Raw genomic sequence first — 15,870 nt, forward strand, 5'->3', positions numbered from 1 at the left:
CTGTACTTGCTTATCTTCTATATTTACCTGCCATTGCTTGGTACACGGCATTTTCATTCGCTAAGATGGTGTACTTGGCATTTAAAATGGCAAGTTGGGAATTACGCTCGGTGTTCATTGCAGCTATCCATTCACGGAATTCTGAAACACCTTGTTCATAACGATTTTTGTAGTATGTACTGATGCGTTTATCTTGATTATATGCATCTTGTAGCACTTTTAACGAGCTTCTTGATTGCGTATAGCCATAATAATAACGGTCAATTTCATTTAACGCCGAAGTAATTTTTTGCTCATAATTTAAACGAGCCGTTACATAATCCGCTTCTGAAATTTTTACGTTATTTTTTACACGATTCCAATCTAAGAATGGTAAATCCAGTTTAATTAACGCATTACCAACCGGGTTATCTGCAATATTCCCCACATTTGTAGCATTACCAGTAATAGAACCGCCAATAGTTAAAGTTGGGAACCAGCTTTTCTCTGTCGCCGTTAAAGATTTAAAGGCACTTTGTAAACGTTGTAATGAACCCACTACATCAGGGCGATTTGCAATCGCTGAAACCGGCACATTTAAATCCACACCTTGCAATTTCACGTTCATAATATTTGGATAGCGGATATTAAGCGGTGTATTTGGGTGAACATTTAGCAAATTGCGTAACGTCTGCTCTGCCGTTTTTTGCATTGTGCGTAATTCAATCACCTTGTTGCGAGCAGTTAAAACTGCTTGCTGTGCTTGATCTACCGCTAAACGGTCAATTGCACCTGCATTCATCTTGTTCGTTAAAATACGGCTGATTTGCTCATAGTTTTTAATGCTTTCTTCGGTAATACGAATAGCATCACGGTAATAAGCTAATTGATAATAAGTAGTTACCACTGAGTTGATGATAGATAAGCGAGTTGCTTTTAAATCTTCAACCGTCGCTTTATGAACCCATTCTGCCGCACTCGCGGTGTCAGCTAAACGCTGCCATAAATCAATGGTATAACTTAAATTGAATGCTGCTTGAGCCGCTGTAGTTGAAACACCGGTTGAAATATTATTAGAAGAAGCCGAACCCAATCCTTTTGCTGCTGAAGCAGAACCTGAACCACTAAAGGTTGGAACTAGATTTGCCCCCACTAAGTTCGCATTATAAAGAGCTTTATTTACTGCAATCCCACTTTTTGCTAAATCAAGATTGTTTTTAACGGCTAAATCAACAACACGGTTTAATTCAGCATCACTATAACCTTGCCACCATTGCTCGTTAATTTGATATTGCTTAGTGATTTCATCATAACTTTGATAAGTTTCTTGTGCTTTTTGCAAAGAACCATCATTGCTCATATTTCCGGTAGTACAAGCCGTTACCGTTAAGGCTAACACCACAGAAAAGGCTAATTTTGAGAGTTTCATTCTATGTCCTTATTTGGGATAAAATAATTTTGTGAAAAAATTTGGGTAGAAAACCGGCGTATTCTACCCAAAAACTACGTTTCTTTCCAGCTAAAATGAACGCTTGTTCATTTAGTTATGTAATAGTTCACTAATCAGATTGGTATGACGAATTTTCTGACTATTTAAGCTGACACGCTCTGCCACTAAAATTGCTTTTAGCTCAGAAAGAGCTTGTTCAAAGTTATCATTAATAATCACGTAATCAAACTCATCATAATGGCTCATTTCAGAAACGGCTTCTGCCATACGTTTTGCAATGGTTTCTGCTGAGTCTTGCCCTCGCCCGATTAAGCGTTTTTCGAGTTCAGCTTTTGAAGGTGGCAAAATAAAGATCGTTTTCACATTTGCCACTTTTTCCCGAATCTGTCTTGCCCCTTGCCAGTCAATATCAAGGAAAACATCAATCCCTTGTTCAAGGCTGCGTTCAATCATTGGTAGCGATGTGCCATAGTAATTACCGAACACTTCCGCCCATTCCAAAAAATGCTCTTGCTCAATTAAACGCTTAAATTCTTCGTGGTTGGTAAAGTAATAATGCACGCCATCTTGTTCAGCCGGACGTGGATTACGGGTTGTGTGAGAAACAGAAAGTTGGACTTCAGAACGTGGCAAATCAGCTAATAATGCGTTAATTAACGACGATTTACCTGCACCACTGGGGGCTGAAATAATATAAAGATGACCTAAACTCATTTTCTTAATCAATTTAAAACAGATAAAAATAATGGACAATTTTCATTGTCCATTACACAAAATTACTTACGAGCCAAAGGCGGAACAAAGGTAATACCTAAATCCCAAGGCTGCTCAATCCAAGTTTCTTGTGGAATGTCGATGATATAATCATCAACTAATGGAGCACCTTGTGGTTTAGCAAATACGGTTACAAAACGTGCTTTCGGGTACATTCTGCGAATTTCTTTTGCGGTATTTCCGGTATCCACCAAATCATCTACCACAATAAAACCTTCGCCGTCAGTTTCAGCTGCGTGTAATACTTTTAATTCACCTTGATTATCGTGATCGTAGCTTGCGATACACACTGTTTCTACGTGGCGAATACCCAACTCACGTGCTAAAACAGCAGCAGGGAATAAACCGCCACGACTTACTGCAATAATCCCTTTCCACTGAGAAGCGGGTAATAAATTTTCTGCCAACTTACGGGCGTGCATATGGAACATATCCCACGTTACCACATATTTTTCGTTTGTGTATTTTTCGCTCATAGAAACAACCTAATATAAAATTGGGGCTCACCCCGATATAAAAAAATTGCACTAGAATAACCTGAAAATGTTTTTTTCGCCATCATTTCATTCATTTTTTTATACAACTTATTACGCAACCGTATGCGTAGTGCAAAAAATCAGCACTAAAATAGCTTCTCTAACGTAAAAAACAGTTCTTTATTTTGTCGAGAGTAAAAATCGGCAATATTACTATCCATTTTTTGATAACGGAAATTCAACTTCGGCACAATGCCTTGCCAATGCCAAGTACGATTCCAAACCGCAAGATTAACTTGATATTCCTTATCTTGCCGTTTATAGCCAAATAAATAGTGCTTATCGGCAAAATAGCGTTTTCCAAAGCCTAAACTTGCCTGAGTTGCCCATTTTTCGCCGTGATAAACTGCCCCGACTCTTGCTAACCACTTATTTGACGTTTGAGCTTTCTCACGAGCGATTTCACGGCTGCCGTCTAAATTTGCAAAAAATCGCCAATTTTTGACCGCTTGCCACTGCAGTCCAGTACTGATTTGGTGCTGATAACTGTTATAACGACTTGCGGTTAGCTCATCAAAATAGCGTTTTTGTAAATGGGTAAAACTACCTGACATCAACCATTGCGAATTGAGATAACGAAAACCACTTACCGTTGCTCCAAATTGGTAATTATAACGGCTACTTCCCAACCAATTCTGCTCAATAAACGGCGAAAAACTAAAGCGATAGCGAGCCTTGCGGTAACTATAACTTGGCGAAATAGAAAGAGATTGCTCACGGTAATCTTGATTATCCCAATAATAAATACCGCTATAATTCAGCCCTAACCCCACAAAATGGTTGCCACGCAAATTCTGCAATTTGCTTAATCCGAAACCATAGCGAACACCTTTTGCCGATTGTGGAAGACTTTCTTCATTTTTACGGAAAATCCGCCCATTTACGCTTACAATCGGCGAAGATGAAGCATTATTCACGTTATTTGTCTGGGTATATTGCAAGTAAAAATCAGGCTGCCAACGCTCATTTTCTGCAATTTGCATTTGAGTATTCGCCGCAATTTTGCCTAAATCGGGCGGTAAATAGGCTTGAATATGGCTAAATTCACGCTCCGCCTCACGAAATTGCTGATCTTCTGCCAAAATTAACGCTAAATCAAAACGTGGATAAACCAAATTGGGATTTCTGGCGAGTAATTGGCGGTAGTGAAAAATGGCTGAATGATGATCTTTTTCCGCATAGGCAAGTGCCGCTTGGGCGTAATGCCAAAGTAACGGATCAACATTGGGCATTTGCTGATAACGACTTAAAAGCGGTGCTAAGTTTTCCCAATTTTGGCTCAAAATCGCTTGGTTAATTTGCTGTTCAACATTCTGATTTAACGAATATTTGGGCTGATAAGCGGTCGTTTTTTGTGGCTTTTTTGCAAAATTTTGCTCAAATTTGACCGCTTGTGAATGGCGTTCAAAAGAAACGGGATCTGTGTTGTGCTCAATCACGGTTTCTGCCAACACAAAAGGACTGAAAAGTGGAAATAAGAGGGTATATTTTTTCATAAAGATAAAGAAATGAGTAGATACTATCAATACAAATGCCGCTTAATTTTTCATTAAACGGCATTGAATATTAGAAAAGATTATTTTTGGACTTCTCCACGAATGCCTGAGAAACCAAAGCTATCTGGATTCCCATTAATATCTGTTTCCATTTTTATATAGCCACTAATTTCTTCTGCGTTTGGACCAAAAAATTCTACCTTATAGCTTCCATCACCATGATGATGAGTTCCATAATAAAGACTAGCAGTAGATGAAATACTATTTTTTTCTAAATTTCCTTTAGCCAATGTTATACTTCTAGCATAACCTCCCTCTATCTTTCCCGAACCAGTACGATTAGTAAAATCAACATCGTATGTTAAATGACCACCGATTGCACCGTCATAATCCCCATTATAATTAAAAGCTTTTCCTTCATAAGTTGCTTTACCTTCAGGTGGTAATTTTTCTGTTTTTAATCCTTTAACTGTAATTGTTTTATCTGATATATCAATATATTTTCCATTTTCCCAGCCTGTTCTTTTAACCTCTTGTGCTGTAACAACTGAATATGGTTGATTATATAAGTAGCTTTGTGTTCTAACTTTGATTTTTCCTTCTGTTTTTTCGTTAAAATCATTAAATCTTATACCGTAATTTTCATCATCAATGCCTTTTGCTTTAACAATTGCTAAACGCTCTGCTTCTGCTTTCTCTTTCGCTGCTTTTTCTGCTGCTAAACGTTCCGCTTCCTCTTTCGCCGCTTTTTCTATTGCTGCCTTTTCGGCTGCTAAACGCTCTGCTTCTGCTTTCTCTTTCGCTACTTTTTCGGCTGCTAAACGCTCTGCTTCCGCTTTCTCTTTCGCTGCCTTTTCCGCTGCTAAACGTTCCGCTTCTGCTTTCTCTTTCGCTGCTTTTTCTGCCGCTAAACGTTCCGCTTCCGCTTTCTCTTTAGCCGCTTTTTCGGCAGCGGCTTTATCGGTTTGTTGTTGAGTGGTTTGCGGTTTAGCATTCGGTTTTGTTGCATTGTTTGAGTTGCCACCGGAGCCGCCACTACCACAAGCCGTTAAACTCAATAAAATCAAACTTGCTAATGTTACTTTTTTGATAGACATAGAATGTTCCTTTTGTAAGATAAAAGATGATTTTTGTGTTTAAAACACACGCAGATTGTACAAAAAAAAAACAACTCGTCATCAAGTATTTTTTTCACTTTTTTAAGATTTTTTTATTAAATTCATCTCAAATTATTCTACAATGGTAGAGATAGCTATCCAGCTTAAATACAAGCGGTGATTTTTTCTCAATTTTTTACAAAAGGAGCTCATTATGTCTGAAATTTCAACTCTCGCCCCTCAACTGCTCTGGCAATGGTTTGATAAAGTGTGTGCTATTCCCCACCCCTCTTATCACGAAGAGGAATTGGCTGAATTTATTGTAAATTGGGCAAAATCGAAAAATTTCTTTGTTGAGCGTGATGAAGCTGGTAACGTGTTAATCCGTAAGCCTGCAACGGCAGGAATGGAAGATCGTGCCGTCATTGCCCTACAAGCTCATTTAGATATGGTGCCACAAGCCAATGCCGGCACAGTTCACGATTTCAAAAAAGACCCAATCCAGCCTTATATTGACGGTGAATGGGTGAAAGCGAAAGGTACAACACTTGGGGCTGATAACGGCATTGGTTTAGCTTCGTGCTTAGCGGTGTTAGATAGTGATGATTTAGCCCACCCAACCATTGAAGTGCTGCTCACAATGACGGAAGAAGCGGGAATGGAAGGGGCGATTGGTTTACGCCCGAACTGGCTGACTGCCGATATTATGATTAATACTGACACCGAAGAAAATGGTGAAATTTATATCGGCTGTGCCGGTGGCGAAAATGTGAATATAACGCTTCCCGTTTTTTTAGTGCCACATCAGCAAGATGCGGCTCTTACCTTTACGCTTAAAGGCTTACAAGGCGGGCATTCAGGTTGTGATATCCACACAACTCGAGCAAATGCGATTAAAGTTTTTGCTCGTATTTTGGAAGAAGCTTACAACGAAGTGGAATTTCAAATTTCCGCTGTTCAAGGTGGTTCTGTGCGTAACGCTATTCCACGTGAAGCTCACGCAACACTGATTGTTTCTGCAGAAAATAAGGAAAAATTGACCGCTTGTTTAACCCAAACTGCCGAGCAGTTAAAAACAGAGCTCAGAATTGCAGAGCCAAACTTCCAATTTTTCATTGAAGAAGCTGACGTGCCTGAACAAGCATTCGACCCGGCAAGTACCGCACGTGTAATTCACTTCATTAACGCTCTGCCAAATGGTGTGGTGCGTAATAGCGATGTTGTGGAAAATGTGGTGGAAACTTCATTAAGCATTGGCGTGCTGAGTACCAAAGAGAGCGATGTAAAAGCGACTATTCTCGCTCGTTCTTTAATTGAAGGGGGCAAAGCCGATATTCGCAGTAAAATTCGCTCATTAGCTACTCTTGTGGGAGCGGAGGTTGATTTTTCCGGCAATTATCCGGGCTGGGAACCAAATCCAGATTCAAAAATCACCCCATTAACCAAAGCGATTTACGATGATATTTTAGGTTATGAATCTCAAATTAAAGTTATTCACGCAGGTTTAGAATGCGGTTTAATCAATAAAATCTATCCTAATATGGATTTTGTGTCGATTGGACCAACTATTCTCAACGCCCACTCACCAGATGAAAAAGTGCATATTCCGGCGGTGGAAACGTATTGGAAGTTATTAACTCGTTTGCTAGCACAAGCACCGAGTAAATAAGTCTATAGGGTAAGTAAATATGCTTACCCTTAATTTTTCCATATCCTTAACATTGCTTATGTTTTACAAACGTTTTACAATAAATATAAAAAGGGGAAGAAATTATGGCAAACTTGAATATTCGTATTGACGATAATGTTAAGCAACGAGCCTTTTTAGCTTTCGATAATTTGGGCATTAGCCCATCGGATGCTATCCGTACATTTTTAGCTTATGTAGCAGATACAGGTAAAATGCCGATTAAGCAAATTATTGTTTCAGATGAAGATGCCCAATTGTATAACATCGTGAAGAAAAGACTAAATGAACCAGAAAAAATCAAAAATACGACACTCGATGAGCTATTTTCATAAGGCGTTATTATGGTTTATTCTATTAAAGTTCACGAAGATTTTGTGGCAGAACTAAATAAACTTGATCCTACTATTAAGCAACAACTACGTAAAAAACTAGATAATGTCATTGAAAATCCTCATATTCCCAAGAATCGCTTAAGTGGCGAACTGCATAATTGCTACAAAATCAAATTAAGAAAAGCAGGTGTTCGGCTTGTTTATCAGGTTAATGATGATGAAATCTATATTTTATTACTGACAGTTGGCAAACGTGAAGATAATGAAGTATATGATACAGCGTTAAAACGAGTGTAAAATCCGTTATAAAATTAACCGCTTGCTATACCAAATCTATTTTATATTACATAAAAGGCGAACTATTAGTTCGCCCTAAGTCTATTTATTCACCTTTATAAATATCTTCCCCATTTCGTCTGGTTTTAAGCAAACGTAAAATCCAAACATATTGCTCCGGGTTCTTCTCTACAAAATATTCAATCACTCGGTTCATTTCTCGGGCAGATTGAACAGGATCGCCTGAAAATTCAAGTGGTGGTAAAATTTCCATTTCATATTTTGCTTTTTCGGCATTATAGATTGAGAACATTGGAATCACTTCCGCGTTAGCTACTCTCGCCATTTTATTTAAACCGGGAAGAGTGGCTTTTTCAGTTGCGAAGAAATCTGCGTATACACTTAATTCTTCACCAAAATCTTCATCCGGAAGGAAATAACCGACATCGCCTTTGCGTACATCCGCTAAAAAGGCTTTAATACCGTTTTGACGAGTGTGCATTCGCCCACCTAAACGCTCTCGGGTAATGTTCCATAGCCAATCGACTAACGCATTGCGGTGTGGATTGTACATTGAGGTCATCGGGTAACCCAATGAGAACATTGCCACGCCCGCCATATCAATAGACCAAGTATGTGGCACAAGCATTATCACGTTTTTACCGCTCTCTTTGGCTTTTACTACGTGTTCAAATCCTGTAAATTCACAACGTTTTTGTAAATAAGCAACAGGGCGAATAGCCGTTTCACCAATCGCTAACATTGTTTGAGCCACTGTGATAAACATTTTTTCAACTACATCTTCCCGTTTTTGCTCACTCCACTGCGGAAAGCAATAGCGTAAGTTTACTTTTGCCCGATGATAGCCTTTTTTATTTTTCTTTTTGAGATATTTATAGGCAGTTCTTCCCACAAAAGCAGAAAATTTATCTCTTATTCCTGCCGGCACATACGCCAAAATCACAAGTCCCAATACGCCTAACCACACCACCCAATACTTTGGGTGGAGAAAAGACCATAGGAATTTGTGAGTGTAACCGTCTTGAGCGGTAATTCTTGTCATTCTGTATTCCTCAATATTATTGTTACTTTCTTTGCTTCGCCACAAAACATTTATGTTTTGAACGTTGGCTTTGCCAACGGCACGAAGTGTGAGCGTAGCGAATAAAGAAAGTAACCAAAGAAAGGCGACCCTACTTCACATAGCATTGTTTTGCAAAATTTTTCAAAAAAATCACCGCTTGTATAGACGGTTCGGGTTCCCTTCTGAGTTGCCCGAACGACTTGAAATTTTTAGGAAAATAACCCGAGCGAGAGCGAAGCGAACATCAGGTTTATTTTTCGTTAAGAAAATTTCAACCAAGTGAGGAAAGCAACGAAGCAGGGTGTGCTTTCTTTTGGTTACTTTTCTTTGCACAAGCAAAGAAAAGTAACAAGAAACTATCTTTTATCAATAATATTCTTCACCGCCAATATCACCCCAAGCCCAATAAAGGCTCCCGGCGGTAAAATCGCAAGTAACAATCCTGAATCAATATGTAATACATCAATATAGAGTGCTTTTGCCCAGTTGCCGAGTAATAAATCTAAACCGTAGAAAAGCGTTCCATTACCGATAATCTCACGCAAAGCTCCCAGCACCACAAGGCTTAAGGTCATTCCTAACCCCATTGAAAAACCATCAAAGGCGGAGAATTTTACTTCATTTTTCGAAGCATAGGCTTCTGCTCGCCCGATAACAATACAGTTGGTAACAATCAACGGAATAAAAATACCCAGCGATTGATACACAGGGAATGCAAAGGCATTCATTAGAAGCTGTACTGCCGTTACAACGGTTGCAATAATCATCACATAAATCGGAATGCGGATATCGTGCGGCGTAATTTTACGGAAAAGCGAGACGGTTACATTGGTAAAAATCAGCACAAACATTGTTGCTAAGCCTAAACCTAACGCATTGGTTACGCTGTTTGAAACCGCCAGTAACGGGCAAAGCCCTAATAATTGGACTAACGCACCGTTATTTTTCCATACACCATCGGTAAACAGATCTCGCCAAACAGCCACTTGTTTGGGCTCTATCTCAATATTGGTTACAGGGATTTGGTTTTCTCTTTCCATTTTATACCCTATTTACAATCTTTAAATTGGTCGATCATTTGCGGATTTTGTGCAAGCTCTGTGAGAGCCCATTTTGCACTTTGGCGGATATTATTCACTACTGCACGAGGCGTAATGGTCGCACCAGTGAATTGGTCAAATTGTCCGCCATCTTTTTTCACATTCCATTCTGCTTCATTTTCTAAGCTAAAATGTTTATTGGTGAAAGATAAAATCCAGTCTGACACACGAGTTTCAATTTTATCACCCAAGCCCGGCGTTTCTTTATGTTCTAGCGTGCGTACCCCTAACAGATTACCGTTTGGCTCTATTCCCATTAATAATACGATATTACCTGAATAACCGTCCGGAGCTGTACTTTGAATTAAGTAAGCGGTCGTTTTTTCCGATTTTTTTGCAATATAAATGCGGTTCAGATAAGGAGCATTTTCAAGCTGAAGCAGTTTACAACTGCCTAACACATCATTGTCAAAAAGGCTTCTCGGCACAACTTCTTCTAATAATTTACGTTGCTGCATTGCCGTTACATCGTCAATTCTGCCTTTAGTAAGCAGATACACACCGGTGGAAACTGCGGTACTTAACAACGCAATCAAGCCTAAAATTAAGGCATATTTTAACGTGATTTTTGAGGTATTCATTATTTTCTATCCAATTTCGTACCGTAAAGTCTTGGTTGTGTGTAGTGGTCGATTAACGGTACGCAGATATTTGCCAATAATACGGAAAACGCAATTGCATCAGGATAATTGCCGTAATAGCGGATCACATAAAGCAAAACGCCGACCAACGCCCCGAAAATCAGTTTTCCTCTTGGGGTAATAGAAGCACTGACAGGATCAGTGGCAATAAAAAACGCCCCAAACATCATCGCACCACTGAATAAATGGCTGACAAAATGAAGATATGCTTGATCTGTTACCAACTCAGTTATACCACTTAAAACGATAAAGGCAGCAAGCATTGAAACAGGAATTTGCCAATGGATAATTCGCTTATAAATCAGCACAAGTCCACCTAATAAAAAGGCAATATTCAGTTGTAGCCAGCCTGTTGCAAATAATCCATTAAAAATCGGCGTATTCATTACAGCATCGAAACCAGATTTGGCTAAACTGCTTTTCATACTGTCTAACGGTGTGGCTTGTGCGATGCCATCAACACTATTCACCAGTTGATGAAGACTAAAACCATCACTGGTTACTCCACTGAAAATTAATGAAATTGCATCACTAAATGTAGGTGGCTCATTTAACAAATCAATCGGCACAATCCAAGAAGTCATCTGTACAGGGAAAGAAACCAATAATAAGGCATAACCAATCATTGCAGGATTAAACAGATTCTGCCCTAAGCCGCCATAGCTATGTTTTGCTAATAAAAGAGCGGCAATAATACCAATGATGATGATCCAATAAGGAGCATAAGGAGGAATCGACATTGCTAAAATCAATGCGGTTAAAATGCCCGACATATCCGCTAAATAGAAAGCGGTCGTTTTTTTACGTAATTTTGCAACTCCAATTTCAATGATAATTGCTAAAACTACCGCAATCACAATTTGAATTAGCACCCCGAAACCGAAATAGTAAAGTTGAACCCCAAGTGCGGGCAACATCATCGCAATAACCCACAGCATAAAATTTGCTGTAAGATTGCTTGAATGGGTATGTGGGGAACTTACAATTTTGAACATTAATATAAGCCTTTTTATAAAAAATAAGAAAAGATCTAATTAAACCTTTGGCAAATTCAAATTAAACCGAATTGCTAATAAGCGGATAATAATAACGGTGAAAACAGTGGCAAGATAAACCCAATCACTTTCTAGCCCAAATGAATTTGCCATCACAAAAATCACACCACCAATCAAGCTTGCCGTTACATAAACTTCTTTTTGTAGCACAATCGGCACTTCATTGCGTAAAATATCTCGAATCACGCCGCCGAAACAACCGGTAACACCGCCCAGTGCCACACAAATTAATGGGTGAAGCCCAAAATCTAAGCCTTTTTGTACCCCAATCACCGTAAATACACCAAGCCCAATCGCATCGAATACCAACAAGCCTGTTTGCCAACTTTTACGGGAAATTTGATTGCGGAAAATCGCCGTAATTACTACTGCCAAGCTAATCATCAGCACATAAATCGGCTGCTTCATCCAAAATACCGGAGTTGAGCCAATCATCATATCCCTCAATGTGCCACCACCTACGCCTGTTACAAACGCTAAAATAAACATTCCGAAAATATCCATTTTGTGCTGGCGAGCCGCAATCGCCCCTGAAATGGCAAACACGATTGTACCGATTAAATCCTGAATAAACAGGAACGACCAAGGCAGTGGTGGAATTAGCTCACTAAACATCTTTTTGCTCCTGTTCAGCTTGCTTACGAGCTTTGGCTCGAGCAATTGCAGCAGCTACAGCGGCTTTGCGAGGATCTTCGCTTTCCGTTTTGGGCGAATTGCTATTCGCCCCTACAGCTGCAATATTTTCTGCTTTTTCAACCGCTTGTTGAGCTTCTTTTTTCGCTTTGGCTCTAGCAAGGGCGGCAGCAACTGCTGCTTTGCGTGGATCGGTTTCCACATTTTCTGTAGGTTCAGGTAAATTACAATTCGTCCCTACAGTTGCAATATTTTCTGCTTTTTCAACCGCTTGTTGAGCTTCTTTTTTCGCTTTGGCTCTGGCAAGAGCGGCAGCAACTGCCACTTTGCGTGGATCGGCTTCCACATTTTCTGTAGGTTCAGGCGAACTGTAATTCTCCCCTACAGTTGCAATATTTTCTGCTTTTTCAACCGCTTGTTGAGCTTCTTTTTTCGCTTTGGCTCTAGCAAGAGCGGCAGCAACCGCCGCTTTGCGTGGATCGGTTTCCACATTGTTTGTTGTTTCGGGCGAATTACTGTTCTCCACTACAGGATCTTTCTGAGCCTCTTTTTTCGCTTTGGCTCGAGCAAGTGCTGCGGCAACTGCAGCTTTGCGAGGGTCAGTTTCAGCATTATCTGTGGCTTCAGTTTCAGTGTTTGCAATATTTTCTGCTTTTTCGACCGCTTGCTCTGCCTGTTTAGCTAGACGTCTGGCTTTGCGTTGTGCCATTAAATCGCTATTATCAGGCTCACCGTTAGATTTTACTTGCACTTCTGCCGGTGTTTCTTGAATGGTTTCAGCTGCTTTTTTCGCTTTCAAGCGTTCAAGAGCTGCTTTTACAGGATCAACGCCACCTGCATTTGCCACTTCTTCACGGCGTTTTTCAGCCGCTTGGGTAATCCGAGCCGTTCTTGCATCTCGTTCTTTTTGTAAACGGGCTTCTCGTGCTTCAAAACGGATTTTAGCTTCTTCCGCCTTGCGAGCTTTTTCTTCAATTTCATTGATTTTCGCTTTTTCTTGGCGGAAATACTGAATAAGTGGGATATAGCTTGGGCAAACATAGGCACAAACGCCACACTCAATACAAGCATCCAAATTGTACTCTTTAGATTTGTCGTGATCTTCCGCTCTGGCAAACCAATAAAGCTGCTGTGGTAATAACCCCACAGGGCAAGCATCAGAGCAGCTTGAGCAGCGAATGCAACTACGTTCAGGCTCCGGTGGTGCGTATTCAAAATGATCCGGGGCAATCAAGCAGTTTACGGTTTTGGTTACAGGAGCTTGCAATGAAGGCAAAATAAAGCCCATCATTGGTCCGCCCATAAACACAGGAAAACGCTTGTCAGCTTGGTAGTCCACTTGTTCTAACAAATGCTGAATTGGTGTACCGAGCCTTGCCCACACATTACCTTTGTTGCGGATTTTGTCGCCAGTCAGAGTAACCACTCGCTCAATTAACGGCTCGTCATCAATAATCGCACGTTTAACGGCATACGCTGTGCCGACATTGTGCATTACAATACCCATTTGAATCGTGCGTTGTCCTGCCGGAATTTCAAGCCCGGTCAATACTTGGATTAACTGATCAGATGCCCCGGACGGATATTTAGTCGGAATGGCTCGCACAAACATATCATTTGAACCTTTCAAGGCTTCTTCTAGTGCTTTAATGGCGTGCGGTTTGTTATCCTCAATCGCAATCACCACTTCTTCGGGGCGAAGCACATAACGCAAGATCCGAATTCCTTCAATCAGATCCTGCGTACAATCTTGCATTAAGCGGTCATCACAAGTAATGTAAGGTTCACATTCCGCCCCGTTAATCACAAGCAATTTACAGCGTTTATCCGCAAGGCTTAATTTTGTTGCAGTTGGAAACACCGCTCCACCTAAGCCCGCAATGCCGTATTGGTAAACTTTTTGGATAATTTGATCGCTTGTAAGGCTTAAGAAATCTTCAATTGGCTGGCGTTCTACCCATTCATCTTTGCCATCGGTTTCGATGATAATCGTCATCTCAGGCAAGCCTGAAGCGTGAGTGGAAACATAAGGCTCAATGCCAATCACTCGTCCTGAAGTTGGACTATGTACCGGAAGCTGACGGTAGTTATCGCCTTTAGTGAGCGGTTGCCCTTTTAGCACCAAATCGCCCACTTTTACTAATAGTTCTCCCGCCCAACCGGAATGCTGAACCAGCGGCACATAGAAAAAGCGAGGTAAATTGAGGGTTCGAATCGGCTTACTATTAGATTGATCTTTATTTTCCATCGGGTGAATACCACCCGGGAAATCCCATAACTTGCCGCTTTCTTTGTTTTGGCGGATACGCTCAATCACTAAGTTAGGATTGCTCATTCTTCCCTCCGCCTGTTACCAATTTTTTCTGTAATTCTGTTGTATTTACCACAGGAATAATTAAATTTTGGTCAAATTTCCAATTCCACGAGTTCGTGGTTTGTTTAACCGGGATCATTTCAATACAGTTAGTTGGGCAAGGGGCAACACAAAGCTCACAACCTGTACAGAGATCAGGAATAATAGTGTGCATTGCCTTATTTGTGCCGATAATCGCATCAACAGGGCAAGCCTGAATACATTTAGTACAACCAATGCAAAGATCTTCAATCACAAAAGCTACTTTGACTTCGGGCTCTTCCATTCCCTCCATTGGCGGTACTTCAACCCCTAATAGCTCGGCAAGATTAACCACCAAAGGTCGTCCACCCGGTACACATTTTGTAATGACATCACCATTAGCAATCGCTTCTGCGTAAGGTTTACAACCCGGATAACCGCATTGCCCGCATTGGCTCTGCGGTAATAAAGCATCAATTTGTTCAACAATCGGATCGGCTTCAACTTTTAGTTTAATTGAGGAATAGCCCAAAATCGCTCCGAAAATCAGTGCGATAAAAGCGATAGCGATAAGAATATAAGCAATAATTGGTAAATCAAGCATTAGAGTTTCACCAATCCTGTAAAGCCCATAAAGGCAAGCGACATCAAGCCTGCGGTAATTAAGGCGATAGATGCTCCTTGGAATGGACGAGGCACATCAGCAGCGGCTAAACGTTCACGCAGAGCGGCAAATAATACCAAAACAAGCGAGAATCCAGCTGCGGCACCGAAACCATAAAGTACGGATTCCACTAGGTTATTAGATAAATTCACGTTTAATAACGCCACCCCAAGCACCGCACAGTTAGTAGTAATCAGCGGTAAGTAGATGCCTAATAAGCGATAAAGAGTCGGGCTGGTTTTATGGACGATCATTTCTGTTAATTGCACAATCACCGCAATCACCAAAATAAACACCAACGTTCTTAAAAACTCGGCATTGAGCGGCTCAAGCAGGTAAGTTTCCACCAAATAGGCTGAAAGTGAGGCAACCGTCAAAACGAAAGTGGTGGCAAGCCCCATTCCGATTGCGGTTTCTACCTTTTTCGACACCCCCATAAACGGACAAAGCCCTAGGAATTTCACTAGAACAAAGTTGTTGATTAAGGCGGTGCTGATGACTAACAGAATATAATCGACCATAACATCCACAAAATTAAATATACAAGCGGTCAAAAACACATTTTATTTTGCAAAAAACAGAGAAAATCTGACCGCTTGTTAAAGTAGCTCATTAAAATAAACGTGATATTATCCCCTGTTTTTACTTCATTCACAATAAAAAATCAGAGGTACTTTTTAAGCGAAAAACCACCCTATATTTCAAGCTAAAATTCAAGTAGAATAAGG

16 protein-coding genes are annotated in these 15,870 nt (G+C 40.4%); 3 read left to right on the forward strand and 13 right to left on the reverse strand.

The window, feature by feature from the left end:
* Positions 1 to 10 precede the first annotated feature (10 nt).
* From tdeA to X781_RS08815, 5 genes are all read right to left on the reverse strand, one after another.
* Positions 11 to 1,408 carry a toxin/drug exporter TdeA gene (gene tdeA, locus X781_RS08795; RefSeq protein WP_025236514.1) on the reverse strand — a complete coding sequence of 466 codons (1,398 nt, stop codon included), beginning with the start codon at positions 1,406 to 1,408 and terminating at the stop codon, positions 11 to 13.
* A gap of 111 nt (positions 1,409 to 1,519) precedes the next feature.
* Entirely contained in the window at positions 1,520 to 2,143 is a 624-nt protein-coding gene (gmk, locus tag X781_RS08800) for a guanylate kinase (protein WP_025236515.1), read from the reverse strand.
* Between the two features lie 62 nt (positions 2,144 to 2,205).
* Positions 2,206 to 2,679 carry a xanthine phosphoribosyltransferase gene (gpt, locus tag X781_RS08805; RefSeq protein ID WP_025216824.1) on the reverse strand — a complete coding sequence of 158 codons (474 nt, stop codon included), beginning with the start codon at positions 2,677 to 2,679 and terminating at the stop codon, positions 2,206 to 2,208.
* Between the two features lie 146 nt (positions 2,680 to 2,825).
* Complete coding sequence (locus tag X781_RS08810; RefSeq protein ID WP_025236516.1) at positions 2,826 to 4,235, reverse strand: surface lipoprotein assembly modifier; 1,410 nt, start codon at positions 4,233 to 4,235, stop codon at positions 2,826 to 2,828.
* 80 nt (positions 4,236 to 4,315) lie between these two features.
* Positions 4,316 to 5,332, reverse strand: a complete 1,017-nt coding sequence (locus tag X781_RS08815) for a factor H binding protein domain-containing protein (RefSeq protein WP_025236517.1) — start codon at positions 5,330 to 5,332, stop codon at positions 4,316 to 4,318.
* A 214-nt stretch (positions 5,333 to 5,546) separates the two neighbouring features.
* On the opposite strand from X781_RS08815, the gene X781_RS08820 reads away from it, so the two are divergent.
* From X781_RS08820 to X781_RS08830, 3 genes are all read left to right on the forward strand, one after another.
* A complete protein-coding gene (locus X781_RS08820; RefSeq protein ID WP_025236518.1) occupies positions 5,547 to 7,001 on the forward strand; it encodes an aminoacyl-histidine dipeptidase in 1,455 nt (484 codons plus the stop codon).
* A 104-nt stretch (positions 7,002 to 7,105) separates the two neighbouring features.
* Positions 7,106 to 7,354, forward strand: a complete 249-nt coding sequence (locus X781_RS08825; RefSeq protein ID WP_025236519.1) for a type II toxin-antitoxin system RelB/DinJ family antitoxin — start codon at positions 7,106 to 7,108, stop codon at positions 7,352 to 7,354.
* Positions 7,355 to 7,363: 9 nt separating this feature from the next.
* Positions 7,364 to 7,651 carry a type II toxin-antitoxin system RelE family toxin gene (locus X781_RS08830; protein ID WP_025236520.1) on the forward strand — a complete coding sequence of 96 codons (288 nt, stop codon included), beginning with the start codon at positions 7,364 to 7,366 and terminating at the stop codon, positions 7,649 to 7,651.
* A gap of 85 nt (positions 7,652 to 7,736) precedes the next feature.
* Here X781_RS08830 and lpxM read toward each other — a convergent pair whose 3' ends face one another.
* The 8 genes from lpxM to rsxA form a co-directional block, all read right to left on the reverse strand.
* Complete coding sequence (gene lpxM, locus X781_RS08835) at positions 7,737 to 8,693, reverse strand: lauroyl-Kdo(2)-lipid IV(A) myristoyltransferase (RefSeq protein WP_025236521.1); 957 nt, start codon at positions 8,691 to 8,693, stop codon at positions 7,737 to 7,739.
* A 377-nt stretch (positions 8,694 to 9,070) separates the two neighbouring features.
* Entirely contained in the window at positions 9,071 to 9,754 is a 684-nt protein-coding gene (locus tag X781_RS08840) for an electron transport complex subunit E (RefSeq protein WP_025236522.1), read from the reverse strand.
* An 8-nt stretch (positions 9,755 to 9,762) separates the two neighbouring features.
* Positions 9,763 to 10,395 carry an electron transport complex subunit RsxG gene (rsxG, locus tag X781_RS08845; RefSeq protein ID WP_025236523.1) on the reverse strand — a complete coding sequence of 211 codons (633 nt, stop codon included), beginning with the start codon at positions 10,393 to 10,395 and terminating at the stop codon, positions 9,763 to 9,765.
* Positions 10,395 to 11,450, reverse strand: a complete 1,056-nt coding sequence (gene rsxD / locus X781_RS08850; RefSeq protein ID WP_025236524.1) for an electron transport complex subunit RsxD — start codon at positions 11,448 to 11,450, stop codon at positions 10,395 to 10,397. Before rsxD ends, rsxG begins: the two co-directional genes overlap by 1 nt.
* Positions 11,451 to 11,489: 39 nt before the next feature.
* Positions 11,490 to 12,125, reverse strand: a complete 636-nt coding sequence (locus X781_RS08855) for a trimeric intracellular cation channel family protein (protein WP_025236525.1) — start codon at positions 12,123 to 12,125, stop codon at positions 11,490 to 11,492.
* The gene (gene rsxC / locus X781_RS08860) at positions 12,118 to 14,478 is read right to left on the reverse strand and encodes an electron transport complex subunit RsxC (RefSeq protein WP_025236526.1); all 2,361 of its coding nucleotides are present in this window, start codon (positions 14,476 to 14,478) and stop codon (positions 12,118 to 12,120) included. The genes X781_RS08855 and rsxC overlap by 8 nt, the downstream gene beginning before the upstream one ends.
* Entirely contained in the window at positions 14,465 to 15,082 is a 618-nt protein-coding gene (gene rsxB, locus X781_RS08865; protein ID WP_025236527.1) for an electron transport complex subunit RsxB, read from the reverse strand. Before rsxB ends, rsxC begins: the two co-directional genes overlap by 14 nt.
* The gene (gene rsxA, locus X781_RS08870) at positions 15,082 to 15,663 is read right to left on the reverse strand and encodes an electron transport complex subunit RsxA (protein WP_025236528.1); all 582 of its coding nucleotides are present in this window, start codon (positions 15,661 to 15,663) and stop codon (positions 15,082 to 15,084) included. The genes rsxB and rsxA overlap by 1 nt, the downstream gene beginning before the upstream one ends.
* Positions 15,664 to 15,870: the final 207 nt, after the last annotated feature.

This window comes from Mannheimia sp. USDA-ARS-USMARC-1261 (assembly GCF_000521605.1).
Lineage (GTDB): Bacteria > Pseudomonadota > Gammaproteobacteria > Enterobacterales > Pasteurellaceae > Mannheimia > Mannheimia indoligenes.

Excerpts from the sequence above, each read along its gene's own strand:
- tdeA (WP_025236514.1), bottom strand. The coding sequence starts at position 1,408 with ATGAAACTCTCAAAATTAGCCTTTTCTGTGGTGTTAGCCTTAACGGTA.
- gmk (WP_025236515.1), bottom strand. The coding sequence starts at position 2,143 with ATGAGTTTAGGTCATCTTTATATTATTTCAGCCCCCAGTGGTGCAGGT.
- gpt (WP_025216824.1), bottom strand. The coding sequence starts at position 2,679 with ATGAGCGAAAAATACACAAACGAAAAATATGTGGTAACGTGGGATATG.
- X781_RS08810 (WP_025236516.1), bottom strand. The coding sequence starts at position 4,235 with ATGAAAAAATATACCCTCTTATTTCCACTTTTCAGTCCTTTTGTGTTG.
- X781_RS08815 (WP_025236517.1), bottom strand. The coding sequence starts at position 5,332 with ATGTCTATCAAAAAAGTAACATTAGCAAGTTTGATTTTATTGAGTTTA.
- X781_RS08820 (WP_025236518.1), top strand. The coding sequence starts at position 5,547 with ATGTCTGAAATTTCAACTCTCGCCCCTCAACTGCTCTGGCAATGGTTT.
- X781_RS08825 (WP_025236519.1), top strand. The coding sequence starts at position 7,106 with ATGGCAAACTTGAATATTCGTATTGACGATAATGTTAAGCAACGAGCC.
- X781_RS08830 (WP_025236520.1), top strand. The coding sequence starts at position 7,364 with ATGGTTTATTCTATTAAAGTTCACGAAGATTTTGTGGCAGAACTAAAT.
- lpxM (WP_025236521.1), bottom strand. The coding sequence starts at position 8,693 with ATGACAAGAATTACCGCTCAAGACGGTTACACTCACAAATTCCTATGG.
- X781_RS08840 (WP_025236522.1), bottom strand. The coding sequence starts at position 9,754 with ATGGAAAGAGAAAACCAAATCCCTGTAACCAATATTGAGATAGAGCCC.
- rsxG (WP_025236523.1), bottom strand. The coding sequence starts at position 10,395 with ATGAATACCTCAAAAATCACGTTAAAATATGCCTTAATTTTAGGCTTG.
- rsxD (WP_025236524.1), bottom strand. The coding sequence starts at position 11,450 with ATGTTCAAAATTGTAAGTTCCCCACATACCCATTCAAGCAATCTTACA.
- X781_RS08855 (WP_025236525.1), bottom strand. The coding sequence starts at position 12,125 with ATGTTTAGTGAGCTAATTCCACCACTGCCTTGGTCGTTCCTGTTTATT.
- rsxC (WP_025236526.1), bottom strand. The coding sequence starts at position 14,478 with ATGAGCAATCCTAACTTAGTGATTGAGCGTATCCGCCAAAACAAAGAA.
- rsxB (WP_025236527.1), bottom strand. The coding sequence starts at position 15,082 with ATGCTTGATTTACCAATTATTGCTTATATTCTTATCGCTATCGCTTTT.
- rsxA (WP_025236528.1), bottom strand. The coding sequence starts at position 15,663 with ATGGTCGATTATATTCTGTTAGTCATCAGCACCGCCTTAATCAACAAC.